The sequence below is a fragment of the Actinoplanes sp. NPDC000266 genome (assembly GCF_042899005.1).
Taxonomy (GTDB): Bacteria; Actinomycetota; Actinomycetes; order Mycobacteriales; family Micromonosporaceae; genus Actinoplanes.
Genome location: NZ_JBIAZI010000006.1, coordinates 544,859 through 570,414, shown reverse-complemented (window position 1 = coordinate 570,414; position 25,556 = coordinate 544,859). Strand labels below are relative to the sequence as shown.

24 protein-coding genes are annotated in these 25,556 nt (G+C 71.6%); 13 read left to right on the top strand and 11 right to left on the bottom strand.

Going from position 1 to position 25,556, the window contains the following annotated elements; all coding sequences use genetic code 11:
- Positions 1 to 5 precede the first annotated feature (5 nt).
- A complete protein-coding gene (locus ACFY36_RS26920) occupies positions 6 to 869 on the top strand; it encodes an alpha/beta fold hydrolase (RefSeq protein WP_499748692.1) in 864 nt (287 codons plus the stop codon).
- A 28-nt stretch (positions 870 to 897) separates the two neighbouring features.
- Here the strand turns inward: ACFY36_RS26920 and ACFY36_RS26915 are convergent, their stop codons facing one another.
- Positions 898 to 1,911 (bottom strand): polyprenyl synthetase family protein, encoded by a 1,014-nt coding sequence (locus ACFY36_RS26915; protein ID WP_499748691.1) that lies wholly within the window; start codon positions 1,909 to 1,911, stop codon positions 898 to 900.
- A gap of 906 nt (positions 1,912 to 2,817) precedes the next feature.
- The gene (locus ACFY36_RS26910) at positions 2,818 to 3,966 is read right to left on the bottom strand and encodes an MFS transporter (RefSeq protein WP_499748690.1); all 1,149 of its coding nucleotides are present in this window, start codon (positions 3,964 to 3,966) and stop codon (positions 2,818 to 2,820) included.
- A 152-nt stretch (positions 3,967 to 4,118) separates the two neighbouring features.
- Between ACFY36_RS26910 and ACFY36_RS26905 the strand changes: the two genes are divergently transcribed.
- Together ACFY36_RS26905 and ACFY36_RS26900 are read left to right on the top strand one after the other, a co-directional pair.
- Positions 4,119 to 4,913, top strand: coding sequence for an IclR family transcriptional regulator (locus tag ACFY36_RS26905; protein ID WP_499748689.1), 795 nt, complete (start codon positions 4,119 to 4,121; stop codon positions 4,911 to 4,913).
- A 137-nt stretch (positions 4,914 to 5,050) separates the two neighbouring features.
- The gene (locus ACFY36_RS26900) at positions 5,051 to 5,722 is read left to right on the top strand and encodes an anti-sigma factor family protein (protein WP_499748688.1); all 672 of its coding nucleotides are present in this window, start codon (positions 5,051 to 5,053) and stop codon (positions 5,720 to 5,722) included.
- Between the two features lie 8 nt (positions 5,723 to 5,730).
- Here the strand turns inward: ACFY36_RS26900 and rarD are convergent, their stop codons facing one another.
- The 4 genes from rarD to eccE all read right to left on the bottom strand — a co-directional run bounded on the left by rarD (position 5,731) and on the right by eccE (position 10,255).
- Positions 5,731 to 6,669, bottom strand: coding sequence for an EamA family transporter RarD (gene rarD, locus ACFY36_RS26895; RefSeq protein WP_499748687.1), 939 nt, complete (start codon positions 6,667 to 6,669; stop codon positions 5,731 to 5,733).
- A gap of 53 nt (positions 6,670 to 6,722) precedes the next feature.
- Complete coding sequence (locus ACFY36_RS26890) at positions 6,723 to 7,139, bottom strand: GNAT family N-acetyltransferase (protein WP_499748686.1); 417 nt, start codon at positions 7,137 to 7,139, stop codon at positions 6,723 to 6,725.
- 138 nt (positions 7,140 to 7,277) lie between these two features.
- Positions 7,278 to 7,658 (bottom strand): phage holin family protein, encoded by a 381-nt coding sequence (locus ACFY36_RS26885; RefSeq protein ID WP_097327882.1) that lies wholly within the window; start codon positions 7,656 to 7,658, stop codon positions 7,278 to 7,280.
- A gap of 746 nt (positions 7,659 to 8,404) precedes the next feature.
- Entirely contained in the window at positions 8,405 to 10,255 is a 1,851-nt protein-coding gene (eccE, locus tag ACFY36_RS26880; RefSeq protein WP_499748685.1) for a type VII secretion protein EccE, read from the bottom strand.
- Between the two features lie 305 nt (positions 10,256 to 10,560).
- Between eccE and ACFY36_RS26875 the strand changes: the two genes are divergently transcribed.
- From ACFY36_RS26875 to ACFY36_RS26860, 4 genes are all read left to right on the top strand, one after another.
- A complete protein-coding gene (locus ACFY36_RS26875; protein WP_499748684.1) occupies positions 10,561 to 10,890 on the top strand; it encodes a WXG100 family type VII secretion target in 330 nt (109 codons plus the stop codon).
- Positions 10,891 to 10,904: 14 nt separating this feature from the next.
- A complete protein-coding gene (locus ACFY36_RS26870; RefSeq protein WP_499748683.1) occupies positions 10,905 to 11,201 on the top strand; it encodes a WXG100 family type VII secretion target in 297 nt (98 codons plus the stop codon).
- Positions 11,202 to 11,510: 309 nt separating this feature from the next.
- Complete coding sequence (locus ACFY36_RS26865; RefSeq protein WP_499748682.1) at positions 11,511 to 14,729, top strand: SseB family protein; 3,219 nt, start codon at positions 11,511 to 11,513, stop codon at positions 14,727 to 14,729.
- Positions 14,726 to 15,091 (top strand): UCP033725 family protein, encoded by a 366-nt coding sequence (locus ACFY36_RS26860; protein ID WP_499748681.1) that lies wholly within the window; start codon positions 14,726 to 14,728, stop codon positions 15,089 to 15,091. The genes ACFY36_RS26865 and ACFY36_RS26860 overlap by 4 nt, the downstream gene beginning before the upstream one ends.
- Here the strand turns inward: ACFY36_RS26860 and ACFY36_RS26855 are convergent.
- The 3 genes from ACFY36_RS26855 to acs form a co-directional block, all read right to left on the bottom strand.
- A complete protein-coding gene (locus ACFY36_RS26855; RefSeq protein WP_499748680.1) occupies positions 15,088 to 16,011 on the bottom strand; it encodes an alpha/beta fold hydrolase in 924 nt (307 codons plus the stop codon). The two genes, ACFY36_RS26860 and ACFY36_RS26855, sit on opposite strands and share 4 nt — an antisense overlap.
- 23 nt (positions 16,012 to 16,034) lie before the next feature.
- Complete coding sequence (locus tag ACFY36_RS26850) at positions 16,035 to 16,274, bottom strand: hypothetical protein (RefSeq protein ID WP_499748679.1); 240 nt, start codon at positions 16,272 to 16,274, stop codon at positions 16,035 to 16,037.
- Between the two features lie 356 nt (positions 16,275 to 16,630).
- Entirely contained in the window at positions 16,631 to 18,622 is a 1,992-nt protein-coding gene (gene acs, locus ACFY36_RS26845) for an acetate--CoA ligase (RefSeq protein WP_499748678.1), read from the bottom strand.
- 200 nt (positions 18,623 to 18,822) lie between these two features.
- Here acs and ACFY36_RS26840 point away from each other — a divergent pair, with 200 nt between their 5' ends.
- Both ACFY36_RS26840 and ACFY36_RS26835 read left to right on the top strand, forming a co-directional pair.
- Positions 18,823 to 19,554, top strand: a complete 732-nt coding sequence (locus tag ACFY36_RS26840) for a Fic family protein (protein ID WP_499748677.1) — start codon at positions 18,823 to 18,825, stop codon at positions 19,552 to 19,554.
- A gap of 59 nt (positions 19,555 to 19,613) precedes the next feature.
- Positions 19,614 to 20,093, top strand: a complete 480-nt coding sequence (locus ACFY36_RS26835) for a PH domain-containing protein (protein WP_499748676.1) — start codon at positions 19,614 to 19,616, stop codon at positions 20,091 to 20,093.
- A 613-nt stretch (positions 20,094 to 20,706) separates the two neighbouring features.
- Here the strand turns inward: ACFY36_RS26835 and ACFY36_RS26830 are convergent.
- A complete protein-coding gene (locus tag ACFY36_RS26830; protein WP_499748675.1) occupies positions 20,707 to 21,504 on the bottom strand; it encodes an HAD family hydrolase in 798 nt (265 codons plus the stop codon).
- 308 nt (positions 21,505 to 21,812) lie between these two features.
- Positions 21,813 to 22,169: an STAS domain-containing protein gene (locus ACFY36_RS26825; protein ID WP_499748674.1), complete on the bottom strand. Its 357-nt coding sequence runs from the start codon at positions 22,167 to 22,169 to the stop codon at positions 21,813 to 21,815.
- A 169-nt stretch (positions 22,170 to 22,338) separates the two neighbouring features.
- On the opposite strand from ACFY36_RS26825, the gene ssd reads away from it, so the two are divergent.
- The 4 genes from ssd to ACFY36_RS26805 are packed head-to-tail and all read left to right on the top strand — an operon-like array spanning position 22,339 to position 25,482.
- Complete coding sequence (gene ssd, locus ACFY36_RS26820) at positions 22,339 to 23,391, top strand: septum site-determining protein Ssd (protein ID WP_499748673.1); 1,053 nt, start codon at positions 22,339 to 22,341, stop codon at positions 23,389 to 23,391.
- Positions 23,388 to 24,587 carry a TadA family conjugal transfer-associated ATPase gene (locus ACFY36_RS26815; protein WP_499748672.1) on the top strand — a complete coding sequence of 400 codons (1,200 nt, stop codon included), beginning with the start codon at positions 23,388 to 23,390 and terminating at the stop codon, positions 24,585 to 24,587. Before ssd ends, ACFY36_RS26815 begins: the two co-directional genes overlap by 4 nt.
- Complete coding sequence (locus tag ACFY36_RS26810) at positions 24,584 to 25,297, top strand: hypothetical protein (protein ID WP_499748671.1); 714 nt, start codon at positions 24,584 to 24,586, stop codon at positions 25,295 to 25,297. The genes ACFY36_RS26815 and ACFY36_RS26810 overlap by 4 nt, the downstream gene beginning before the upstream one ends.
- The gene (locus tag ACFY36_RS26805; protein ID WP_499748670.1) at positions 25,294 to 25,482 is read left to right on the top strand and encodes a hypothetical protein; all 189 of its coding nucleotides are present in this window, start codon (positions 25,294 to 25,296) and stop codon (positions 25,480 to 25,482) included. The genes ACFY36_RS26810 and ACFY36_RS26805 overlap by 4 nt, the downstream gene beginning before the upstream one ends.
- Positions 25,483 to 25,556: the final 74 nt, after the last annotated feature.

Sequence of the window (25,556 nt, the reverse complement as noted above, 5' to 3'; positions counted from 1 at the left end):
GGGGAGTGAACCACAACTTGTCGAGCGGCGGCGAAAACATGCTGGTCAACGGTGTATCGCTGTTCGTGCGGCGGTTCGGTGACCCGAGCCGGCCGACGTGGGACCACAGCTATCTGCTTCCGGCGGTCGCGCGGCTCAGCGACGTGGCTTATGTCGTGATGTTCGACCTGAGGGGGTGCGGGCGCAGCAGCCGTACGCCGGAGCTGCCCGTCTCGGCGCTCCAGCCCGATCATCTGGCCGACGACGTGGCGGCGCTGGTCCGGAGCCTCGGCGCCGAGAAGGCGGACGTGCTCGGCTTCTCGTACGGCGGCATGGTGGCCATGCGGGTCGTCGAGCAACATCCGGAGCTGGTGCGGTCGGTGATCCTGGCCTCCACGACGGCGTACCGGAACTGGTCGCCCTCGGCGGACTATCAGGAGCGGCGCCGGTTGTGTCCCGAGGTGTCGTTCAGCGATCCCGTGCTCAGCGGGCCGGAGGCGCCGGACGGGGCGCTGAGCCGGGCGATGGCGGTGGCCGACGCGCCGCTGGCCATCTGGCATCTGGACCGGCTGGCCGAGTGGCATGAGGTGCTCGACGGGGTGCGGTTCTCGAGCGATTGGAACGAGCCGTACGCGGCGGGGAAGCTCCGGCCGGCCGCCCCCGAGGACGCGCCGCGCGTGCTGCGGGAGTGGGGTGGCCCGGCGTTGGTGGTCCACGGAGCGCGCGACATGGGCTTCCCGGTTGGTGTGGCGCGGCGGCTGCACGCCGAGCTGCCCGGCAGCACACTCGCCGAGATCCCCGAGGCCGCGCACATGGCGCATTTCGACGATCCCGAGGCGTGGTTGGCCGCAGTCCGGGCGTTTCTCAGCGCTCAGTCTTCGGCTTCGTAGTCGCTGGGGCGGTCGGCTCGGGGCGCGGTCAGCTTGTGCGGTCGGCGATGAAGTCGCAGAGGGCTTCCATGGCCCGCTTGGCGTCGCCGGCCGGGAGCGGGGCCAGCTGGGCGCGGGCCTCCTCCGCGTAGGTGCGGACCGTCTCGCGGGCCTTCTTCATGGCGGCGGACTCGCGGAGCAGGGTGAGGGCCTCGGCGTGCAGGGCGTCGTCGGTGATCGGGCCGCTGGCCAGGAGCTCGCGGAGGCGTACGGCCGAAGCGTCTGTGTCGTCGCCGGCCAGGGCGTAGAGCACGGGCAGGGTCGGCACGCCCTCGCGAAGGTCGGTGCCGGGGGTCTTGCCCGACTGCACCGACTCGGAGGCGATGTCGAGCAGATCGTCGGAGAGCTGGAACGCGATGCCGATCGTCTCGCCGTAGCCGGCGAGCGCCTCGACCGACGTGGCCGGCGCGCCCGAGAAGAGGCCGCCGAAGCGGGCCGACGTCGCGATCAGGGACGCCGTCTTCTCCGTGATGACATGCAGATAGTGCTCGATCGGATCGGTGCCGCGAGGGCCCACCGTCTCGGCGATCTGGCCGTGCACCAGCCGCGCGAAGGTGCGCGCCTGAAGGTGAACGGCCTCCGGCCCGAGCGTGGCGGCCAGGTCGGCGGCCTGCGCGAACAGGTAGTCGCCGACGAGAATGGCCACGGAGTTGCCCCAGCGCGAGTTGGCGCTGGGCGCCCCCCGCCGCACGGGCGCCTCGTCCATGACGTCGTCGTGATAAAGCGTCGCCAGATGGGTCAGCTCGACCACGTTGGCCGCCGCGACGACCTCGCGCGCCTGCGGATCTCCGAACTGCGCCCCCAGCGCCACGAGCAGCGGCCGGAACCGCTTGCCGCCCGCATCGGCGAGATGCCGCGCGGCCTCGGCCACCAGCGGATCGGCGCTGGCCACGTTGGCCCGAAGCTCCTCCTCCACAGCAGCCAGAGTCGCCGTCACCGACGCATCGACCCTCGGATCGACGTCGAGGCCGAGCGACGACAGCGCCATGTCGGAAGGCGTCATATCCCCGGTGCTCACCACGCTTTCACGATGCCACATGCTCCCGACCCCCACGGCCCCAGGGGTCACAGCAGCAAGATCAAAATCAAGATCTGGCACACGTACGCCGCCAAGCCCGAACCCACCCCCGCACCCCCACCCCCGACATCCGGGCCGCCGCAGCTCACCGCCCACCCATCCGGCCCCAGCATCCCGCCCCAAACCCCACCAAAGCCCCTCCCCGAACCTCCCGACCACGCCCACGCCGAACCCCCACGAAGGCCGAGCAGAGGTTGTGGCTCGCATCTGTGCCGAGGTTCTGACCCCGGCCGAGTAGAGGTGTGGCTCGCATCTGTTCCGAGGTCCTGACTGCGGCCGAGTGGAGGTTGTGGCTCGTAGCCGTGCCGAGGTCCCGACGTGGCCGCGTTGAGGTCCCGCCCCCGAGGGCTTCCGACTGCGTCATGTTGAAGCGCCCGCCTAAAGCTGCGCCGATGGCCTCCTGAGGCGCTGGGTCGAGGTTCCATCGAGGTCCATGCGGGGTGGGAGTCGCTGGTCGAGGTTCCCTCCAGGTCTACGCGGTGTGGGAGTCGGAGTTGGCGCGGATGGGGCTGGGCGCTGAAGAACCGTGCGTGACTGGCAGAGGCGTTGCGGAAATCCCTTTCGCGCTCTTGTGGTGCCGTCCGATTTGTCTGCTGGCGCGGATGGTCGGGTTTGGGTTGAGCGCAACCACTCACTCAGGTCGCCCGGGTGTGGTGAGCGTTCTGGGCGCGCCAGCGCCCTGCTCGCCGCGGCCGGGCCCTCGGCGGGAGCAGCGATCCGTACGCCCCACCCAGATGCGACATCGTCTTTAAATGGTTGTCGGTAATCAGGCCGCCGAGACATCACTCATTGTGGTGGGGCGCTGATTACGAGACGTGGCGACGCTTAATTTCAGATGGCGTGACGGCGCAGGAGATTGCTGCCCAGAAGCATCAAGGCGGCCGCCGTCAGCATGGATGTCGCGGCGACCGACCACATGACGGGGTAACTCGTTGTGGATGCCACCGTGCCCAAGCCGAGTGGGCCGATGCAGCCGCCGGCATAGACGCCGGTTTGGGTGATTGACGTGGCGGCGGCGGGGGCCTGCGGGTGGAGCCGGACGACGGCGAAATTCATCAGGCCGGGCCAGCACCAGCCGAGGCCGAAGCCGAGCACCACGCCGGCGATCAACGGGAGGGTGCCAGGGACGGCCAGCAGGGCCAGGCCGGCGGCGCCGCAGACCAGGAGGCCGGCGATCACGCCCACCTGATTGTCGGGGCGGCGGTCGGCCAGCCAGCCGCCGAGGATGCGGGCTGCGACGCATACGGCGCTACCCAGCGTGAGGGTCAGGCCGGCCGCTCCGGGGGCTATGCCGCGGGTTACGGCCGAGTCGACGAGGAAGGTTCCGAGGGCGTTGGCGGCGCCGGAGGCGAGGGTGGCGCCGAGACCGATCACGATCAGGGCGCCGGTGGCCCGCTTGGCCTGGGTCGAGGTCGACGTGGCCGCGGGTGGCGAGTCGCTCGGCACGAGCAGGAGAGCGGCCAGCGCCAAGGCCGCGGCCAGCACGAATGCCCACCGCCAGCCGATCGTCAGGGCCACGATGGGCACCGACGCGCCGGAGAGCAGCGTGCTGATCGGGATGGCGGCCTGCTTCACGCCGAACGACAGGGCCTGGCGGCGGGCCGGCACGTGCCGGGACAGGCTCGTGTTGCTGGCCAGCTGGCCCATCGCGTTGGCGGCGGCGCCGAGGGCCAGAATGGCGATGAGGCTCCACAGTGCACTCGCGAAGATCGCTACGCCAAGTAGCGATGCCGAGGCCAGGGCGATTCCGGCCCGTGACACCGGTGCGGCGCCGTAGCGTTCGACGAGGGCGCCCGCCGGCACGGAGGCCAGGGCGCTGACTCCGAAATAGGCCGAGACGGCGAGGCCCAGTCCGGCGGGGGAGAAGCCGAGCTCGTCGCCGATCTGTACGGCCAGACCGCCCACCAGAAAGACCGGAACGCTCACCGCGATCGTGGTGGTCAGCGCGCCGGCGACGGCTCTGGAGGGTGAAACGATCATCAATCGGAGGCTATGACAGCGCGGTGCTATCGAGCGCGCTGAGTGCTAATGACCACACGGCTCGTGTAAATCGATCGTGATCCACATGCTTTTGGCATTCCCCCGGAGGAAGATTATTCATATGGTGTAAGTCCCTGGCGTCGGAGGTAGCTGTGCGCGACCCCCTGGCGGAGCCGTCCGATCTGATCCGGAGCGTGTCACGCGCCCTGCGCGTTCTCGAGTCGGTAGGTCGAGCCCCGCGCGGACTCACCGTGAAGCAGATAGCGCGACGGTGCGAGTTGACCGTCGCGACGACGTATCACCTTGTGCGCACTCTGGCCTACGAGGGCTACGTGATCCGCCGTGAGGACGGCACGTACATCGTGGGACTGGAGATCGCCGACCGTTATCGGGAGCTCGTCTCCGCGTTCCGTGGCCCGCCCGCGGTCGGCGAGGCGTTGCGGCGGGCCGCTCTGGACAGCGGCTACAGCCACTATCTCGGCCGCTTCGTGGGCGGTCGCATAGCGGTGACCGCCTCGGCCGAGGGCGCCCGGTCGCCGTTCATCGACGACATGACGCCGGGCTTCGACGAGGGCGGCCACGCGACCGCGCTCGGCAAGGCCCTGCTGGCCACGCTCACGCCCGACCAGCGTGCCCGTTATCTGCGTGATTACGGCATGCGCGCGTTCACCCCGGCCACGCTGACCACGCCCGAGGCGCTCGAGGCCGACCTGGCCGCGGGCGAGCGGCGGGGCATGCAGCTCGAGATGGGACAGTTCCGGCAGGGGCTGGCGTGTGCCGCGGTGTTGGTCATCGCCGACCGCGACATCGAGCGGCGGCTCGTGCTCTCCTGCGCGCTGCCGGCCGCCGAGATGCTCACTTCCGCCCGGGTTGTCCGGGCCAAGCTGACGTCGGCTGCCCGAAATGTCGCCGAAGCGCTCTCCGCGGGCGAGTCGGCCACCGCCTGACAAGGGAACCTAAGACTCCGTTGAACTCCACGTTCGTCCCTCTCGTAAGACAGGGTGCAAGCGGGAGATCAGCGGAGGGTGGTGACGGGGTGCGCTGTGAGCATGAGCACGATGACGGGGCGTATGTACTGGGTGCCTTGTCGCCGGCCGAGCGGGCCGCCTACGAGCAACACCTGGCGACGTGCTCGTTCTGCCGTGAGGCGGTGGCCGATCTGTCGGCCATGCCCGATCTGCTCGCTCGCCTCGACGCCAAGGAGTTCGCCAAGCTCCTCGATCCCACGCTCACCGGCGGCACGAGCCACCCCGGAGCGTCGCTACGCGACTGGGCTACGTCGGAGTGGGCCACGTTGGCACCCTCCGCTAAGCGTCGCAAAAAGGACAAGGGCGTTCGTGTACGCCTTCTGAGCACCGCCGCCGCGGCGATCTTCGTGGTGCTGGTCGGCGCGGGATTGTTCCTCTGGACGCGGGACACGGCGGCCCCGGCCGCGCCTCCGCCCGGCCCGGCGGTCGCCATGACGGCGGTCGACGGCGCCTCGCCGATCAAGGCGACGCTGCGGCTGACCGGCACGCCCGGCGGCACCAAAGTGGACATGGTCTGCAACTACAGCGCGGCCGCGAGCCGCCCGTACACCTTTCGCCTGATCGCCTACGGCCCGGACGAGCAGAAGGAGCAGGTCGGCTCCTGGCAGGCCGAGCCGGGCTCGCAGTTCACCATGCCCGGAGCCACGCATTTCGGGCCGGGCAGCCTCTCCCGGCTTGAGCTGGTGCGGTACGACGGAAAGGCGCTCCTGGCCTACGACGTCCCCTGACCCTGAGGTCAGCGGGGTGGCAGGGTGGCGATCGGCTCGGCAGTGGCGGCTGCGGGGCCGATCGCCGTCCTCTCTCGCCTCGTCCGGGTCAGCGCGTCCACGGTGAAGATGATCAGCGCGACCCAGACCAGCGCGAACCCGGCGAGGCGGGCCGGCGGCATCGGCTCGTGATAGATGAGCAGGCCGCAGGCGAGCTGGAGGATCGGCGCGACGTACTGAAGGATCCCGATGCCCACCATCGGCACCCGGTTCGCCGCCCCGGCGAAGAGCAGCAGGGGTACGGCGGTGGCCAGCCCCGAGAGAACCATCAGCACGGTGTGCGTGGCCGACACGTGCCCGAATTGCGCGTCTCCACCGATGTTGAGCCAGGCCAGGAAGACCAGCGCCGGCACGGCGAGCACCGACGACTCGACGAAAAGACCTTCGGCCGGCGGCAGCGACATGCGTTTCTTGACCAGGCTGTACGTCCCGAAGCTGGCGGCCAGGAGCAGGGCGATGTACGGCAGTCGCCCGTAGTCGATGGTGAGCACGGCGACCGCGATCGCACCGACACCGACGGCGATCCACTGCCACCGGCGCAGCCGCTCGCCCTGCACGGTGACGCCGAGCAGCACGACGACCAGCGGGGTGATGAAGTATCCGAGCGCGGTCTCGACGACCCGGTCGGTGTTCACGCCGTAGATGTAGGTCGCCCAGTTCACCCCGATCAACACGGCGGCGATCGAGATGCCGCCGAGCAGCTTCGGCGTACGCAGCAGCCGGCCGAGGAACCGCCAGTTCCGCAGCGCGGCGAGCAGCATGGTCACGAAGACGACCGACCACACGACGCGGTGAGCGAGGATCTCCAGCGCCGACGCCGGCTGAAGATGCTTGAAGTAGATCGGGAAAAATCCCCACATCACGTACGCCGCGAGGCCGTAGAGATATCCGCGCCGCTCGTCGCTCATGACCCCACCGTAAGGTCTAGCCCTCGTAGCGGTCCTTGCATATGGCCGAGGTCTCAGGCGGTGGACGCCGCCCGTACGGCCTGAAGATCGCAAGCCATCCAGCGGCCGGGCTCGACCTCGACGAAACCCTGAGCGGCGTAGACCGGCTGAGCGTCGCGGGTGGTCAGGAGGAAGCGCTTGAGCCCGAGCCCCGCGTAGTGGTCGCGGAGGCTTCCGACGAGCCAGCCGCCGAGGCCGCGTCCCCGATGGGCCGAATCGACATAGACGTCGCACAGATAGGCGAAGACGGTCCCGTCGCTGACCACGCGGGCGACGGCCACCTGCACATCGCCGAGGTAGATCCCGAAGGCGTCGGATCCGTCGAGGGCCGCCCGCATCTGTTCGAGCGACCGGCCCATGGCCCAGTAGGCGTCGGTCGACAGCCACCGGTGCACCAGCGGGAGGTCGATCCGCTCCCGCTCGGAGCTCAACTCGTATCCGTCATCACGGCTCGCACGCAACACGCCTGCGAGTCAAACGTGGATCTTGCCGGCCCGCCACCGGAATCCCGATCCGCTGCCGCGGCCGATCCGCTGGCGCGGCTGGTCCGATGGCGGGGCCGGTTCGGGTCAGTCGTCGCCGTCGGGGACGAGCATGTTGAGGAGCCAGCTCACGACGCCGACCAGCAGGGCGCCCAGCACCGCGCTCGGCCAGAAGTTGTCGACGTGGAACGGCAGGTCGAACTGCCCGGCGATCCAGCTGGTCAGCAGGAACAGCAGCCCGTTCACGACCAGCGCGATCAGGCCGAGCGTGAGCACGTACAGCCCACAGCCCACGATCTTGATGATCGGCCGCAGAACCGCGTTGATCACACCAAAGATGACCGCCACAACCAGCAGCGTCACGATCTTCTGAGACGTGGAGTCGGTCGTCAGCTCGATGCCGTCGATCAGCACGGTCGCCAGCCACAGCGAGAACGCGGTGATCAAAAGCCGGATGATGAGGCCCATGGCCCGGAATCGTGCCACGCCCCCGCCACCAGGCACGACACCACACACCGATCTTGTCGATGTCGTTCCCGAAGATCACCACATATCGACCGTTACAGCCCGCCCGCGAGCCCAGAATCCAGGCGTCCCACAGCAGCCGCGAGCAAACGGCGAAAGGCGCGGGCGTGGTCGCGAGCTGGGCCCGGGGCGTAGTCGCAGGCTGGCGCGTGGTTGCGGGCTGGCGCGTGGTTGCGGGCTGGCCTGGGGCGTGGTTGTGGGCTGGCCTGGGCGTGGTTGCGCGGCCGGGCTGGGCTGGATCGTGAGCAGGGCGTGTTGTGGGGCGGGCCTGGGCGTGATTGCGGACAAAGGGCGTGGCGCGGGGTGGGCGGAGGGGCGGCACCGCGGTGGCGTGGAGTGGCGTGGCACCGGCGGGCGCGGAGGAGCGGCATCGCCGTGGCGTGGCGCGAGGTGGGCTGAGAGGCGGCATTGCGGTGGCGTGGCACGGGGTGGGCTGAGAGGCGGCATTGCGGTGGCGTGGCACGGGGTGGGCTGAGAGGCGGCATTGCGGTGGCGTGGCACGGGTGGGCTGGGGTTGTGGCAACGCGTCGGGGTGGGCACGGAACAGGCCTTGGGTAGCCGTGGAAACGCGGCGGGTGGGCGCCTGGAAATGGGGCCGGGGTGGGACGTGGCGATTGGGCCGGGTGGAGTGGGGCGATGGGGGCCGGGGTGAAGTGCGGTGATGAGGCTGGCTGAGGGGTGTGGGTGAGTTAGCGGCCTGGAGGGCCTATCAGTTGCGTTTCGATGGGGGTGTGGGCCAAGGCTGCCCAGCGGACTGCTCGGCGGTTCACTACGCCGACCATGTCGGGGCGGATTCTGGTCATCCACTGGGCTACCTCGCCCAAGCCCAGGGCGCCGCCTATCAAGGTGGCCTCCTCGGGGCGTAAGGGCTGGAGGATCAGGAGGTCGGCTCGGGAGGCCACGTCTACGTCGGCTGCTGAGAACTCGTCTCGGACCACCAAGGTGGCCTGCCAACCGGCGCCGGGGCGGGAGTCGGAGCCGACGGGGCCGATGTCCACGACCACCAGCAGGGGCTGGAGGGCGGAGCCGGGGGCGATCTCGACCGGGCGGCCGGGTGGCACCACCGCGATCGACTCGCCGGGGACGGCGGCGCCTCGCACGAAAGGCTCCCAAGCGCGTGGGCGGGCGGTCTGGACCATGACGCGGGCGCCCAGGGCCATCGCCCGCAGAACTACGAGCTGGGCGCAGCGGACGCCGCCGATCAGCAGGGCCCGGGTCTGCTCGGGGCGGAACAGGCGGGTGACCACCGGGTTGCCGTGGCGGTTGCGGCCCAGCATCAGGCCGGCCGTGCCGACCGGGAGATCGAAGCCCTCGAGCTGCTCGGCCGGCTGGAGGCCGTCGGGTGGCAGGCCGGGCACCGCGGCCGGTGAGCCGCCCAGCGGGAGGGTCGCCGACAGGCCGGACAGCTGCTCGCCGTCGAGCCGGCGCACGCTCGCCTGCTCGGCCGACACCAGCTTGTGCAGGGCCTGTGTGGCGGCGCCCAGCGCGTTGGCGTCGGGGGCCGCGAGCCGGACCGTGAGGTCGAGCGGCGTGGGGCCGTGCGCCGGGCGCGGGCCGGCCGTCAGCGACACCGTGGTCGCCGAGGCCGGCAGGGTGAGCAGCCGGGACACCAGGCGCCGGGACGTCTCGACGCGCGGATCGGGCCACCGGCGCAGCCGGAAGGTGCTCTGCGCCATTCCGCCCACCCGGAGCCCCGGCCATGTCTCCTCGGCCGGGCCTATGCCGTCGTCGTGGGCCAGCTCGGCGATGACCCGCATCGCCGCGGCCTCGCCGAGCGGCTTGGCCGGCACCGCCGACATGCGCCGGACGAGCTTGCGCACCAGGCCCGAGAGCGAACGGTGCAGCTCGTCGGGGGACCAGCCCTCGGCCCGCAGCACCCGGACCGCGAGCAGCGCGCGGCTGTGCCCGAGCAGGCGGCCCTCGGTGAGCTGACGGTAGGAGTTCGCCGGGGTGCCGGCCCCGGCCCGCAGCGACGGGGCCGGCGCGCCGGTCAGCAGCAACTGGATGAGCACAGGCGGCAGCTCGGCCTCGGCCGAGGGCAGCAGCGAGGCGGGGGAGGGCAGCGTCGCCGACTCCTCGGCGAGCAGTCCGGCCGGGTCGCCCAGCTCGAGCACGGCGGTCAGGCCGCGGCCGTCGACGATGATCGCCGCCGGGTCGCCGGCCAGGTCGGTCTGCTCCACGCGCGCGCCGGGCGCGACGAACTCGAGCAGCGCGGCCGGGGTGTCGACCACCGCCGCATGGCGGCGGCCGCCGTAGCGCAGCATCAAGCCGAACCACTCGAAGAGCCAGCGCCGGCGCAGCCGCAGCCACGTCACCGCGAGGACGAGCAGGGCGACGGCGGCGCCGGCCACGATGCCGATCGGCCCGCTCAGCACACCGATCACGACGGCCACCGCGGCCACCTGGGTGGCGACGATCTGGCCGGCCCGGACGCCGAACAACCGTCCACCACGGACCGGCCTCATGCTGACCTTGGGTGACTGCCGGGCCGGGCCGCTGAGGTCGCGGTAGTCGCGGTCACCCGCCACGCCGACCGTCATCGCACACCGCCCTTCGCGCCGCGTTCTTGCTTGTGCGGGCCCATCGTAGGGGCTGCGGCCCATCCTCGGGGCGCCCTGTGGACAGTGCGAAAGTTATCCACAGGTTCCGATTTCCAGCTTTCCCGTCTTGACGGACTTCGCTACGGTCGGCGACGTACCTGAAGAGTAGTCGGCCGCTCACGGCGCGCCCCGTACGGCTTGTGTACGGGGGTTAGCCTGGTGGCCACCGTCGATACGTCGAGGACGATGATCACCGTCCGTCCATTACGGATCCCGGCGATCGGCGAACCGAACGAGAGAGCGGGGTGACGTCCGGGGTGGCCCAGACGCAGGCAGAATCCGCGGTGATGGCGAAGACCGCCGCGAACTTCGACGACGTGAACGCGGGGCTCCAGCAGATGCTGAGCACGCTCATGTCCGAGCTTTCCGTGCTGAGCAGCGCGTGGAAGGGACTCGGCGCGGCCGCGTTCGAGCAGGTCAAAGTGCAGTACGCGGAAGACCTCAAGAAGCTCAACGGTGCACTCGCGCAGACCGCCGATTCGATCAAGGTGTCGGGTGTCGGCTACGACGCCTCCGACACCGAGGCCCAGAGCCGGGTGGCCAACTCCGGTGGCAGCTTCCAGCTGCCGCTCTGACGGGGAGAGAAGACATGCCCAACGACGGAGTCCTGCTCGTCAACTTCGGCGCCCTTCAGAACGCGAGCGCCGACATCCAGAAGGCGATCAGCACGCTTCAGTCCCGGCTCGACCAGCTCGAGAGCGACGCCGCTCCGCTGGTCGCCAGCTGGGAGGGTGAGGCCAAGGAGGCGTACGCCCAGAGGCAGGCCACCTGGCGCGCCGCTTCGGCCGACCTCCAGAACATCCTTCAGAACATCAAGGTGGCCGTCGACCAGTCGGTGGACGACTACATCCACACCGAGAAGACGGCGACCCAGCGCTTCCAGTGAGCGCCGGTCCCGCCTGAGACGGCCGGGCAGTCGACAGCGACTGCGCCGGCCGTTCCGTTTAGTCCGTTCTTGCGGGCCTTGGTGTCCCCCGAACGCGTACTGGCCGAAAAGTCCGGTGACGCTACGATCGGTTGTTGGCTGATCGCTGCCAGCTACTGATCAAGGCGCTAGGAAGACCTACCTAGCGCGTACCGAGGGCGTCGTACACCTGCTTTACTACTCCGCGTACTGCCGCCCATTGTGATCGCGGCCTGACCTTGTAGGTTGTACGCGTTGAGATGGCCTCGTCGCGCGTGGGGAGAGGTGGACGTGTCCGAGTGGGAGCCGGCTACGGACGCCGAGGTCGCGATGCGCGATGCGTTGCGCACCGACGACCAGGAGTCGTACTTCCGCATTCTCTCCAGGGTTGACCTGCTGTTGCCGGTGTCGGCCGATGCCCTCGCGGGCCTCGCGCCGCTCGGCTGGGGCACCTGGAGCACAGGTGGGCGCACCCATGTGCTGGCCTTCACATCGACCGCCGCGCTGCAGGCGTGCCTGGCCGACTACACGGGTTCGGCCCGGCGTGTTCCGTATCAGGAGCTCGCCAACACCTGGCCCAACCTCGAGTGGTGGCTCGCGGTCAACCCCGGTCTGCCGATCGAGGGATATCTGCCGGCGTGGTTCGTCGCGCAGCTCTCCCGGGGCGATCTGAGGTTGCCCACCCGCGGCCCGGGCCGCGAGGCGACCCCGGCGTCGGCCAAGATGCAGGACCTTCAGGCGGCGGCGCTGGCGGCCAACGCGGCCGTCGCCCGCCAGGAGGAGACCGCCCGTCCGGGCGGGCCGACCACCGACGCGCCCTCAGCGGTGCCGGCGACGGCGGCCTACCCGCAATATCCGGGTTCGCCGGTCGCCGCGCCCAGCGCGTACGGCCAGGCGGCCAGCGCGGCCTACGGCGAGGGGAACACGCCCTACGGCCAGCCCGTGAGCGATTCGCCGGCATATGAGGCGCAGCCGCCCGCATACGGACAGCAGGCGCCCAGCGCGCCCGCCGCTTACGGCCAGGCCGCGGGAGCGGCCCCGGCGTACGGGCAGACGCCCTACGGCCAGCCGTACGGCGGCAGTGCCGGCGCCCCGCCCGCGCTCGGCCAGCCGGCCGGCCCTTCGACGAGCACGCCACCCGCATACGGCCAGCCCGGCAGCCCGGCCGCGCCCGGATACGAGCGGCCCGGCAGCCCGGCCGCCCCCGGATACGAGCGGCCCGGCAGCCCGGCCGCCCCCGGATACGAGCGGCCCGGCAGTCCCGTCCTTCCCGTGCGCGGTCAGCCCGGCAGCCCGGCGGCGCCTGCATACGGTCAGCCCGGCAGCCCGGCCGCGCCCGCGTATGGCCAGCCCGGTGCGAGTGCTGGCCCGGCTGCCCCCGCGTACGGTCAGCCCGCGGCGAGCGCTCCACCCGCCTACGGCCGGCCTGTCAGCCCGGCCGCTGGTGCTCCGGCGAGTGCCGTGCCCATCAGCGCGCCGCCGGTGAGCGGACCGGGAACGTACGGCGGTCAGTCGGCCGCCTTCGTCCGATCGCCCGGCCAGCAGCCAGGTGCGGCCCAGCCGTCGACCGCCGAGCCCTCGAAGTCCGAGCCGATCGGTCCCGGCGGTCTGCCGATCCGCAGCCCCGGCAGCGTGCTGCCCAGCGGCCTGCCCGCCCGCACGCCGGCCCCGGCCACCCCCGCGACGCCGGCCGGGCCCGCCAGCGCGGCCCCGCTCGTCCCGCCGATGGCTCCGCCGCCCGCGGTTCCGTCCGCCTACCAGCCGCCGTCCATCCCGATGACGCCGACCTCGAGCATCCCGTCCTCGAGCATCCCGGCGTCGAGCGTTCCCGCTTCGGGCATCCCGGCTTCCGGCATCCCCGCTTCCGGCATCCCCGCTTCCGGCATTCCGTCGTCGAGCATCCCCGCTTCGGGCATCCCCGCCTCGGGCATCCCCGCCTCCGGGCCGCCCTCCACGCCCACCCTCGGTGGTGCCTTCGGCGCCCTCGGCAGCCGTCGCTCGGCCCCTCCGAGCGACCTCCAGGACCCGAACGCCCCTCTCCCGGTCCGCAGCCCCGGTGCCAACACCCCGCCGGTGCCCGAGCACTTCGTGCCCAGCGACCCCGCCGAGAGCACCTTCGACCCCGGCTGGGCCCAGCCCACCGTGGCCACCCCGGCCGGTGGTCTGCCCCGCCGTTCCGCCACGCCTCCCGCCGACGAGCGCGGTGGCTTCCCTCAGGGCCCGGCCTCCCCGCAGGCCGCCGCCGCGCAGACCAGCCCCTCGGTTCAGCAGGGCGGCCTCGGTGACCAGCCGGGCAGCAACAGCGAGCCCGGCCGTGGCTTCGGCACCCCGCTGCCCCGTCGGCAGGCCACGTCGCCCTCGGCCGGCCCGCCGGCCTCCATGACGTCGTTCCCCGCCTTCCAGACGCGGTCCGACGCTGCCCGGGCCGAAGCTCCCGCCGAGCGCCCCGGTCTGGCCCCGCCGGTCATTCCCGGCTCGCCGGGCAGCGACCGGCCGGCTCGTCCCGGTGGCCACCCGCCGCTCGACGTTCGTGAGCCCGCTCGGGTCGATCCTTTCGTTCCGGCGAACGATGTCGAGCGGGAGCTTTTCGACGCCGCCGGTGGTGGCAGCACCGACGCCTTCCTCTCCACCCTGCTGCTCGCCACCGTGCTCGTCCCGGTGGCCGACCACTCCCGTCCGGGCAGCTCACCCGGCGAGTCCGGTTTCGCCTTCCGCACCGAGCAGATGGACGGCGAGGCCTTCCTCATCGTCTTCACGAGCAAGGACCGGCTGGCCGAGCACTACGCCCAGCCCACGCGCACGGTCGGCGTCCGGTTCTACGAGCTGATCCGCAACTGGCCCGACCCGGGCTGGTCGTTCGCGGTCAACCCGAACAGCCCGATCGGCGCGAAATATCCCGGACCGCAGGTCATCGCGCTGGCCAACTGGGCCGCCGAGGCCGGACTGGGCAACGACCCGGACGCGCCGGTCATCGACGACACCGCCGTTCCGGTGCCCGCGCCCGAACCGGCCAGCGACGACGCCCAGCACGCGACCGTCATGCAGAAGACGCTCCCGCCCGACCAGGTCGACTACTACCTGGAGCGCGGCTACGACCGGGTCGCCGGTTTCGTGCACCGCGCCACCGAGGTGGAGCATCTGCGCACGCCCGGCGAGCTCTTCGGAGCTTTGGGACTGAGCTACGACGGCTCGCAGCACCAGGCGGACGCCAAGGAGGCGTACGTCCTGCGCTGGCCCGCCTATCGGCCGAGCCTCTACCGGATCCCCTACGGCGGCCAGAACGAGCAGGCGCTGCGCGCCATGGACGGCTGGGTGATCGAGCGGCCGCCGTTCCGTGGCAACGGTTTCGCGCCCGGCGAGGGCCGTGACGTCATCGCCGAGTTCAAGGTGGACAGTGTCCGGCTGCCGCACGGCTCGCAGCTGTGGCGGATCGACGCCGACGGCAGCGAGCGCATGGTGGCTATCTTCGACAACGACGGACCGCTCTGGCGCCGGGTGGGTGAGCAGTGATGCGCGACGGCTACGTGGCCACCTGGCAGGGGCAGGAATACGACGCGGTTCCGGACGGCGACAACGTCCGGATCTACCGCGCCGAGCCGGCCGACGGCTTCGAGGAGGTCCGACCCGGCCGGTACGTGCGGGTGCTGAGCCCGAACGAGTACGAAGAGATGGTCTACGTGCGGACGACCTGTTCGTGGCGCGGGGCCCCGTTCATCGTGCTGGCCGAGACCGATTCATGGCTTCGGGTGGAGTATGCCGGCGGCCGCGCCCCGATCGCCCGCCAGCTCGGCCTCGAGGAGTTCGACTTCGGCGTCTACCAGGGGTGGGCTCCGATACACGAGGTCTCGGAGCTGCACGAGCAGCGGATCTAACTGGTCTTCGCCCAGCGGAGGATCTCGCCGGTGACCATGTCGGTCGCCTCCTGGTGCAGGAAGTGGCCGGCGTCGGGGATCAGGCGCCATTCGTACGGCGCGATCACGTATCGCCCCGAGCCCTGGGCCGTGCGCGGCAGGGTGGCCGTGTCCAGTTCGCCGTGCAGCTGCAGGGTCGGCGTCACCAGTGGTTTCTGCATCAGCTTCACGAAACGGTAGCCCTGGAGCCGGATCGCGCTGCGGAAGACCCACCGGTACGCCTCGAGGGCGCAGAACGCCGCCTGCGGGATCTGCATGGCCTCGCGGCACCGGCGCACGTATTCGTCGAACTCGGGCGTCTCCCGCCACCGCGGACTGGTCCAGCGGGTCATCAGCTCGCCCACCATGGCCGCGTCGTCGCGGGTGAGCACGTGTTCGTAGCGCGGCACCTGGAAGCGCAGCGCCGACGTGGAGGCCGAGAACTGGCCGCGCGGGTCGGCGAACAGCGCCGCCCGCAACCGCAGCGGGTGGGCCGCGCCGAGCACGACCAGGCGGTTGACCAGTTTGGGGTGGAACGCGGCGGCGGCCCAGGCGATCATGCCGCCGGCGCCGGCGCCCACGATCGTCGCGTTGCGCTCGCCCAGGGCCCGGATCGTGCCGGTGACGTCGGCCGCCATGGTGTATCCGTCGTAGCCTCGCGGCGGTTTGTCACTGGCGCCGTAGCCGCGCAGGTCCATGGCCACCGCCCGGAAGCCGGCGTCGGCGACCCGGGGCAGGATGTCGTGCCAGGCCCACCAATACTCCGGGAAGCCGTGCAGGAACAGGACGAGCGGGCCGGTGCCGGCCTCGACGACGTGGAACCGGCTGCCGTTGGCGCCGACGAAGCGATGTGTCCACGGGCCGTCCACCAGCACGCACGACTCGTCCACCCGACCGCCCATGACCTCCAGGGTAGGCGGTCGCGTCAGCCGGCTGCGACCATGGCCCGTACGAGCGTGCCGGGCTGGCCCTTGCCGCAGTTGATTTTCGTCGGTCCCGGGTTGACGCGGGCGCGGATCGCGGTGCCCGCGGTGACCGGAACGGGGCCGGCCGAGTAGAGGCTCCAGGTGACGCCCTGGTCGTCCTTGACGGTCAGGCAGGAGCCGGAGACGCCGGTGACCGTGCCGTTCACCCAGCCCGGCTGGATGCCCCCGACGTTGGGCACGTGCACCCCGGCCGGCCGGCTCGGGGTCGGCTGCGGCGCGGCCGAGGAGGCCGCCGAAACCGGCGAAACCGGCGAATTCGGCGAATTCGGCGAAGCGGGCACGGTGGCGGCACCCGGACCCGCTGGTGAATAAGGGGAAGGCGAAGTGGCGACCGGAGCGGCGCTCTGCCCGGCGGCCACGGGCGCCGGAGCGGCGGCCGCGGCGGGCCGCGGGGAATCGCTCGAACATCCGCCCAGCGCCAATATGCCGAGGGACAGCGCTACCGCCGTACCCCCAATGACCTTGACCATGAAACCCCCGTGACCACAACGCCGCGGCCCTTCAGGGCCGCGGCGCCACAGCGTATCGGAAACGGTCAGTCCTCGGACTTGGTGCTCTTCATGCCCGACGAGATCAGGTCCATCACCGCGGAGTCCTGGAGCGTGGTGACGTCACCCAGCGAGCGGTGCTCGGCCACGTCCTTGAGCAGACGGCGCATGATCTTGCCGGAGCGGGTCTTCGGAAGCTCGGGCACGAGCATGATCTGCCGCGGCTTGGCGATCGGGCCGAGCGTCTTGGCCACGTGGTTGCGCAGGTCGACGTTGAGCTGCTCGCCCGCGTCGCCCGCGGTGTCCACATTGCCCCGCGGGATCACGAACGCCACGATCGCCTGGCCGGTCGTCGGGTCGGTCGCGCCGACCACCGCCGCCTCGGCCACCGACGGATGCGACACCAGGGCCGACTCGACCTCGGTGGTCGAGATGTTGTGGCCCGAGATCAGCATGACGTCGTCGACCCGGCCCAGCAGCCAGATCGCGCCGTCGTCGTCCTTCTTGGCGCCGTCGCCGGCGAAGTAGATCCATTCATCGGAGGAGCCGGACCCGGAGCCGGCGCCGAAGCGGGACCAGTACGTGTCGATGAACCGCTTGTCGTCGCCCCAGATCGTGCGCAGCATCGACGGCCACGGGTCGCGCAGCACCAGGAAGCCGCCGCCACCGTTCGGCACCGACTGGGCCTGGTCGTCGACGACGTCGGCCGTGATGCCGGGCAGGGCGGTCATGGCCGAGCCGGGCTTGGTCGCGGTCACGCCGGGCAGCGGCGAGATCATCACGCCGCCGGTCTCGGTCTGCCACCAGGTGTCGACGACCGGGGTCTTGTCGTGGCCGATGTTCTTGCGGTACCACATCCAGGCCTCGGGGTTGATCGGCTCGCCGACGCTGCCCAGGATGCGCAGCGACGACAGGTCGTAGCCGGCCGGGATGTCGTCGCCCCACTTCATCATCGTGCGGATGAGGGTGGGCGCGGTGTAGAGGATCGACACCTTGTACTTGTCGACGATCTGCCAGAACCGGTCGCGGCCCGGGGTGTCCGGCGTGCCCTCGTACATGACCTGGGTCGCGCCGTTGGAGAGCGGGCCGTAGACGATGTAGGAGTGGCCGGTCACCCAACCGATGTCGGCCGTGCACCAGTAGACGTCGGTCTCCGGCTTGAGGTCGAAGACCGCGTGGTGCGTCCACGACGTCTGGGTCAGATAGCCGCCGGTGGTGTGCAGGATGCCCTTCGGCTTACCGGTCGTGCCCGACGTGTAGAGGATGAAGAGCGGGTGCTCGGAGTCGAACGCCTGCGCCTTGTGCTCCGGGCTGGCCTGCTCGACCGTCTCGTGCCACCACTTGTCCTTGTCGGTCCAGGCGACCTCCTGGCCGGTGCGGCGCACGACCAGCACGTTCTCGATGCTGGGGCACTGTGCGACGGCCTCGTCGACGGTCGGCTTGAGCGCCGAGGGCTTGCCCCGCCGATATCCGCCGTCCGCGGTGATCACGAGTTTCGCGTCGGCGTCCTTGATGCGGGTGGAGAGCGCGTCGACCGAGAAGCCGCCGAAGACCACGCTGTGCGTCGCGCCGATGCGGGCGCAGGCCAGCATCGCGACCGCGGCCTCGGGGATCATCGGCATGTAGATCGCGACCCGGTCGCCGGCGCCCACGCCGAGGCCGGTCAGCGTGTTCGCGGCCTGGCTGACCAGCTTGAGCAGGTCGGCGTAGGTGATCGTGCGGGTGTCGCCGGGCTCGCCCTCCCAGTGGATGGCGACCTTGTCACCGTTTCCGGCCTCGACGTGCCGGTCGACGCAGTTGTAGGCGATGTTCAGCTCGCCGCCCACGAACCACTTGGCGAACGGCGGGTTGGACCAGTCGAGCACCTGGTCCCACTTCTTGGCCCAGGCGAGGCGGTCGGCCTGGGTGGCCCAGAAGGCGAGCCGGTCGGCGGCGGCCTCCTCGTAGGCCGCGGCCTTGACGTTGGCGTCGGCGGCCACCTGCTCCGGCGGCGGGAACTGCCGCGTCTCCGATGACAGGTTCGCCAATGTCTCGCTCATGAGGGCGGCTCCTCTTCACTGCTGGCCGGGGCTTCTTGGTTGCACATTAGTCAGGCCTGATGGGACCGGCGAGGGTTGCGTCACCCAGCGCGCCGGGTGGCATCATGGGCGCGCTGGATGACCGATCCTTGATCGGTCCTGCGCGAATCTTGCCAGTTCCGCGCCCATTTGTGCAGCCCACGTTTCGATACTCTTACGCGGTGGATCCACTTGCCCCGCTGCTCGACCTGGCCGACGTCACTCCCGCCCTGACCGAGGCGCGTGACCGCGTCGACGCCGCCATGCGTCACCGCGCGCTGCGCCGGCACGGCGGTCAGGTGGCGGCCGAGGCCAGCCTGCGCGGCGCCGTGGCCAGCGCGGCTCTGGAGGGCAGCGCCTACGACCTCGACGAGGTCCGCGGCGGCACGGTCACCGATCCGGTGGTCCAGGGCGCCCTGCGCGTCGCCGAGAGCCTGGGTGGCCTCGTCGACCTCTGGCCCCGCGCGCCCCGCCAGGTGCTGGCCAAGCTGCATGTGCTCGCCGCGCGCGGCGCCGTCCCGGCCGCCGACCTCGGCCGCCTCACGGGCGCCGCCGACCGCGTCGACGCGCTCTCCGGGCTGGTGGCCGGCAACGACAAGACCCCGCCGCTGCTGCTGGCCGCGATCGTCCACGCCGAGCTGATCACGCTGCGCCCGTTCGCCGGCCCGGCCGGGGTCGTCGCCCGCGCCGCCGCCCACCTCACGCTGATCAACCGCGGCTTCGATCCGCGCGGCCTGGTCGCCGTCGAGATCGGTCACCACAACCGCGAGCCCGAATACGTCGGTTCCGCCGGCGCCTACGCGACCGGGACCCCCGACGGTGTCCGTTCGTGGCTGCGTCACTACGCCGCAGCGGTCACGGAGGCCGCCGACGAGATCACCCGCATCGGCGATGGGGTGCTGGCCTCCGTCTGATCGGTCAGTCTTTTCCGACTCCGCCGGATCATGACAATTCCGCTGGAATACTCGCACGCGTGGAGACGACCTGGGAGCGCCCTTACACGCCGGGCACGGGACGTTGGCTGGTGATCGGCTGGGAGATCGTCGCGCTGGCGCTGCTCGGCTGGACCACCGTCCGCCAGTTCGATCTCAGCGGCCACGGCATCCGCGTGCTCGCCGGCGTCCTGGCCGCCGTCTGGGTGCTCGGCTCCTACCGCATCCTGCAGATGGGCGCCTACGTCGGCCCGGCCGGCCTGCGCATCCGCGGCCTGCTGCGATCACACACGATGAGCTGGGCCGAGATCGCCCACGTGCGCCTGCACAAGGCCACACACAAGCTCGGGCCGTGGGAGATCGAGAGCGGCCTGACGGTCCTCATCGAGCGTTCGGACGGCTCCACGGTCAACACCGAGCTCTGGGCGCAGGGCGTCGACTTCCACTCGCGCCCCAAACTCTTCAAGGCCGTCTATCACGAACTGCGCAACAGACATCTAGAGGCGAGAAACCCCATTTAGTACGCATCGTCGGTGAGCCCCCGCTTCGTCGTTCCGGCTGGGTGCAACTCACCCTCCTTGCAGACGACCGGCCGGTTCGCCACTCACGCTTAAAGAAGGCAGAAATAGAGCCGGCGTCCCTCATGGGGCGCCGGCTTTGCGCGTCCGGACCGGGTTATCAAGCGTGCACCTGGGTCGTTGTCGACGGTCCAGAGCCTCGCGGGTCCACTGTGGGAGCCCGGTGGCCCAGGTCCCGCCGCAACGTGCCTGCCGTGGCTGATCGCGCGTGGGTTCCCGGTGGCCGTGCACGAGATCCGGACTACGGAAATTCCGGCTGAGCCGGGCTTTCTGCTTCGAACCTCGCCAGTTCTTTCTACGCCCGTCGCGGCTTGATCGCCAGGGTTTCAGGTCCCTTAAGTCGCCGCGCGAGATTACTCAGACCGAAGGCATTCGCGCTGGTCATTGACCTTGCGCCCGATGCCGTCGGAGGGTGAGAGCCGGGACAGCCCGGCGGCCGGGCGCGGAGAGCGAGCCGCGATAAGCGGCCCTGTCGTGCCGGGTCGGCGGGGATGGCGGTGGTTTCGGCGAGCGGGGGCCGCGCGACTCCGTACCGCCGGAATTTTCGAAGTTGACGTCAGGCCAGAGCTTTGGTGCGGCGATGGCGTGCGTAGATCGCGAGGCCGATGCCGACGCCGACGCCGACGCTCAGCGCGGCGGCGACCGGGACGGCCGGACGGTCGCGCAGACGCCTGCTCAGGGGGATGGGATGGCGGAACTCGAGGATGGGCCAGGCGTTCTCGACGGCGGCGCGGCGCAGGGCGCGATCGGGGTTGACGGCGCTGGGGTGGCCGACCGCCTCGAGCATCGGCAGGTCGGTGACCGAGTCGGAGTAGGCGTAGCACTCGGCCAGGTCGTAGCCGCGCTCGGCGGCCAGCTCACGGATGCCGACGACCTTGCTCGGACCGGCCGCGTAGAACTCGACCTCGCCGCTGTAGCGGCCGTCGACGATGCTCATGCGGGTCGCGATGACGTCGGTGATGCCCAGCAGCGCGCCGATCGGGCGGACCATCTCGTCGCCCGACGCGGAGACCAGCACGACGTCGCGGCCGGCCGCCTGATGCTCGGCGATCAGCGTCGCCGCCTCGGCGTAGACGTAAGGGTTGATGAGCTCCTCGAGCGTCTCGGCCACGATCTGCTGCAACTGCTCGACGCGCCAGCCCTTGGAGAGCGCCGCGAGGTAGTCACGCGTGCGGCTCATGGTCTGCTCGTCGGAGCCGCCGCCCAGCCGGAACATGAGCTGTGCGTAAGCGGATTTGACGACGTCACGGCGGCTGATCAGGCCATCACGGTAGAAAGGCCGTCCGAAGGCCAGCGCGCTGGACTTGGCGATGACGGTCTTGTCGAGGTCGAAAAACGCGGCACTGAGGCCCACGGGCGGCAAGTGTAGCCGTATCGCGCCGACCTCCGTGGCCCCCGGCGCGGCGACCCACCGATGGTGACGCGCTGTGAAAACGGTCAGACGGGCAGGCATATCCCACTCGGACACAATCAGTACTCGACTGCGCTGCGTCCGTGAGGCATGCTTGTGCTGTTGCGATCGGGATTCATGTTGTTACGGTCGCGCCCATTTCACTCAAGCCCTCGGTGATTACGCCCCCCGTAATCACCGAGCGATTCGGCTCGACCCCCCCGGAGCCGAATCCTCGGACGGCCCCCGTCTCCCCCGACGGGGGTCGTTCCCTATGCGCCGGTGGCGCGGGCCTGATCGGCCGTTTCGTTCTCGGTGCTCAAGCCGAAGAAATCGCACAGTCCGGTGACGTCGAGGACGCGCCGGAACGACGGCGACGGATTGACCACGACGAAGGCCGCGTCGACCTCGCCGGCCGCCCGGAAGCCTTCGATCAGGGCGCCGAGGCCGCTGGAGTCGATGAAACTCGCCGCCGCGAGGTCGATCCGCACGGTCGGGGGCGACCACTCGGCGACCGCGGCGCGCACACAGTCGGCCAGCTCGCCGGAGTTTGAGAAGTCGACCTCACCCACGACGACGATCGTGGCCCCGCCGTCGTCGGCGAGTGTGCGCTGGAACGAGCTCTCCATGCCAACCCCTCCGTGTTCGGAACAACATACCCAACCGGGCCGTGCTCCACCCCTCGGCGGTAATCCGTCCGTAGCAGATCAGCGCCGTGTCCGGCTGATATCCACAGGCGCTCCGGCTGTCCACAGGCCCCGTTGCCGAGGCGTATCGGGCTTCGCGACGGTGGGCGCCATGTCCGCACCTCGCCTGCCTCTCGTCGTCACCGCCGACCCCGATCTGCTCGATGACCTGCTCCGGCTCGCCGCCGCCGGAGGCACCCAGGTCGACGTGGCGCCCGACCCGGTGGCCGCCCGTTCCCGATATGGCCGTGCCCCGCTGGTCATGCTCGGGGCCGACCAGCTCCGCGCGATCGGCCGGGCCCGATTACCGCGCCGCTCACGGGTCGCCGTCGTCTATCGGGGCGAGCTGTCGCCCGCGCTCGACCGGCTCGCCCAGCAGTCCGGGGCGGAGCACATCATCGAGCTGCCGACCGCCGAGGCGTGGGTGGTCGACCGCTTCGCCGAGCAGCGCGACCAGCCGGTGGGGCGGGTCCTGGCCGTGATCGGCGGTCGCGGCGGCGCCGGCGCCAGCATCCTGTCGAGCGGTCTCGCCGTCACCGCCGCCGGGGCCGGTCACCGCACCCTGCTGATCGACGGCGATCCGCTCGGCGGCGGTCTCGACCTGCTGCTCGGCTGGGAACACGTCGACGGCCTGCGCTGGTCCGCGCTCACCGAGACGGAGGGCCGGGTCGATCCGCCGGCGCTGATCGGCGCGCTGCCGCACCGGGGCGAGCTGGTGCTGCTGTCGTTCGCCCGGCACGACTCGCCGGTCGTGCCCGCGCCGGCGATGGCGGCGACCATCGACGCCGCGCGCCGGGCCCGCGACGTGATCGTGGCCGACCTGCCCCGGCGGCTCGACGACGCCGGGGTGCTCGCGCTCGAGACCGCCGACCGGGCGCTGCTGATCGTCCCGGCCGAGCTGCGGGCGGTGGCCGCGGCGACCCGGGTCGCCCAGATGGTGCTGACCCACCGCGACGAGCTGTCGGTGGTGGTCCGCGGCCCGGCCCCGGGACGGCTCAAACCGCGTGACGTGGCCTCGTCGCTGAGGTTGCCGCTGGCCGGGACGCTGCGGCCCGATCCGGCGATGTGCCAGGCCCTGGAGCGCGGGATGGCGCCCGGCGAGACCGGGGGCGAGCTGGCCGGGTTGTGCCGGCGGCTGGTCGGCGAGCTTCTGGAGGCGGCATGACGGCGTACGGCTCCGCGCCCGCGGTGGCCGGGCGGGTGCGCCACCGGTTCGCGATGGAAGGTGTCGAAGCCACTCCGGCCGCCGTGGTGCGGGCGGTGCGGCGAGAGCCGTCGGCGGCGGTGCTGGGCGACACAGCCGTGCTGCGGCTCGCCGACCGGGTGCGCGACCAGCTCGTCGGCGCGGGCCCGCTGGCGCCGCTGCTCGACGACCCGGCGGTGACCGACATCCTGGTCAACGGGCTCGAGGTCTGGGTCGACCGCGGCGACGGCCTGTGCCGGGTCCCGGTGCCGATGGGCGATCACGACGAGGTGCGCCGGCTCGCGCAACGGCTGGCGGCGGCCTGCGGGCGCCGGCTCGACGACGGGCGGCCCTACGCGGACGCCCGCCTGCCCGACGGCACCCGGCTGCACGCGGTGCTGCCACCGGTCGCCACCGACGGGCCGTACCTGTCGCTGCGGACGTTCCGGCAGCGGCCGTTCACCCTCGACGAGCTGGTCGAGCACGGCACGGTCCCGGCGACGGCGGCCCCGGTGCTGGCGGCGATCGTGGCGGCCCGCCTGGCCTACCTGGTCACCGGGGGCACCGGCAGCGGCAAGACGACCCTGCTGGCCACCCTGCTCGGCCTGGTGCCGCCGACCGAGCGGATCGTCCTGGTCGAGGACGCGGCCGAGCTGCGCCCGGTGCACCCGCACGTGGTGGCGCTGCAGGCCCGCACGTCCAACGTGGAGGGTGTGGGCGCGATCGGCCTCACCGACCTGGTCCGCCAGGCGCTGCGCATGCGCCCCGACCGTCTGGTGATCGGGGAATGCCGCGGCGCCGAGATCGTCGACCTGCTCGGCGCCCTCAACACGGGCCATGAGGGCGGCGCGGGCACGCTGCACGCGAACGCGCCGGCCGACGTGCCGGCCCGCCTGGAGGCGCTCGGCCTGCTCGGCGGCCTGCCCCGGGCGGCGCTGCACGCGCAGGTGGTGGCCGCCCTCCAGGTGGTGCTCCAGGTCCGGCGGGGCGAGCAGGGCCGGGTGCTCGAGTCGGTCAGTGTCCTGCTGCCCTCCGGCGATCAGCGGATGGCCACCGTGGTCCCGGCCTGGCGCCGGCAACGCGGCCCGGGTCCGGGCGCGGCCGCCCTGGCCCGCATGCTGGCGGCGCGCGGTGTCCGGATCCCGGCGGTGCTCTCGCCCCCGCAGGGGCCGTCGTGAACTGGTGGGGGCCGTGTCTGGTGGCGGCGGCCGCGCTGGCGGTCGTCTGGCGAGGGGAGCCGCGCCTTCCCGCGATCTCCGCCGGTGCCCTGCGACAGCGGCTGCTGGCGGTCGTGGCGGTCGCGGCGGCCCGGCCGCGACAGGCGCTGGCGTGCGCGGTGGGCGGCACGATGGCGGTCGCCCTGATCGCGGGCGGACCGGTGGCGGCGGTCGTCGCCACGGTCTACGCCGGGCTGGCCGGCCGGGCCGTGATCCGGCGCTCGGCCCGCCGCCGCGCGGCCGCGACCCGGGCGGCCGCCCTGGACCTGCTGGCCGCCCTCGCCGCCGACCTGCGCGCCGGCCTGTCGCCGGCCGATCTGAATGTGGCCCGGTCGCCCGGAGCGGAGCGGCTGTCACAGCTCACGGCGTCGGTGTGGCGGCTGGCCGAGCGGACCGGGGCGCCGGCGGCCGATCTGGTGGAGCAGATCGAGGCCGACGCGCGGGCGGCCGACCGGGCGGCGGCCTCGGCGTCCGCGCAGGCCGCCGGGGCGCAGGCGACGGCGGTGCTGCTGGCGGCCCTGCCGGTCGGTGGCATCGGGCTGGGGCTGCTGATCGGGGCCGACCCGGTGTACGTCCTGCTCCACACGCCGCTGGGCGGGGCCTGCGCCCTCGTGGCGGTGTTTCTCCAGGGCGCCGGCTTCATCTGGGCGGAACGGCTGGTCGGGCGATGACGGCGATGTGCGAGCTGGCGGCGTTCCTGCGCGCGGCCGGCCCGGTGCGGATGCCCTCGCGGATGTGCTGCGTGGCCGCGCTGGTCGGGCGCGAGGCGCCCGACCAGGTCGCCGAGCTGTGCGAGACGCGGCCGGGGCTCGACCTCGACGACGCGGACCTGCTCACCCCGGCGGTGGCGTCGTGACGCCTCTGTTGATCGCCGCGGCCGTCGCGGTGCTGGTCGGCCTTCCCCGGCGGTGGCGGTTTCCGCGGCGGGCC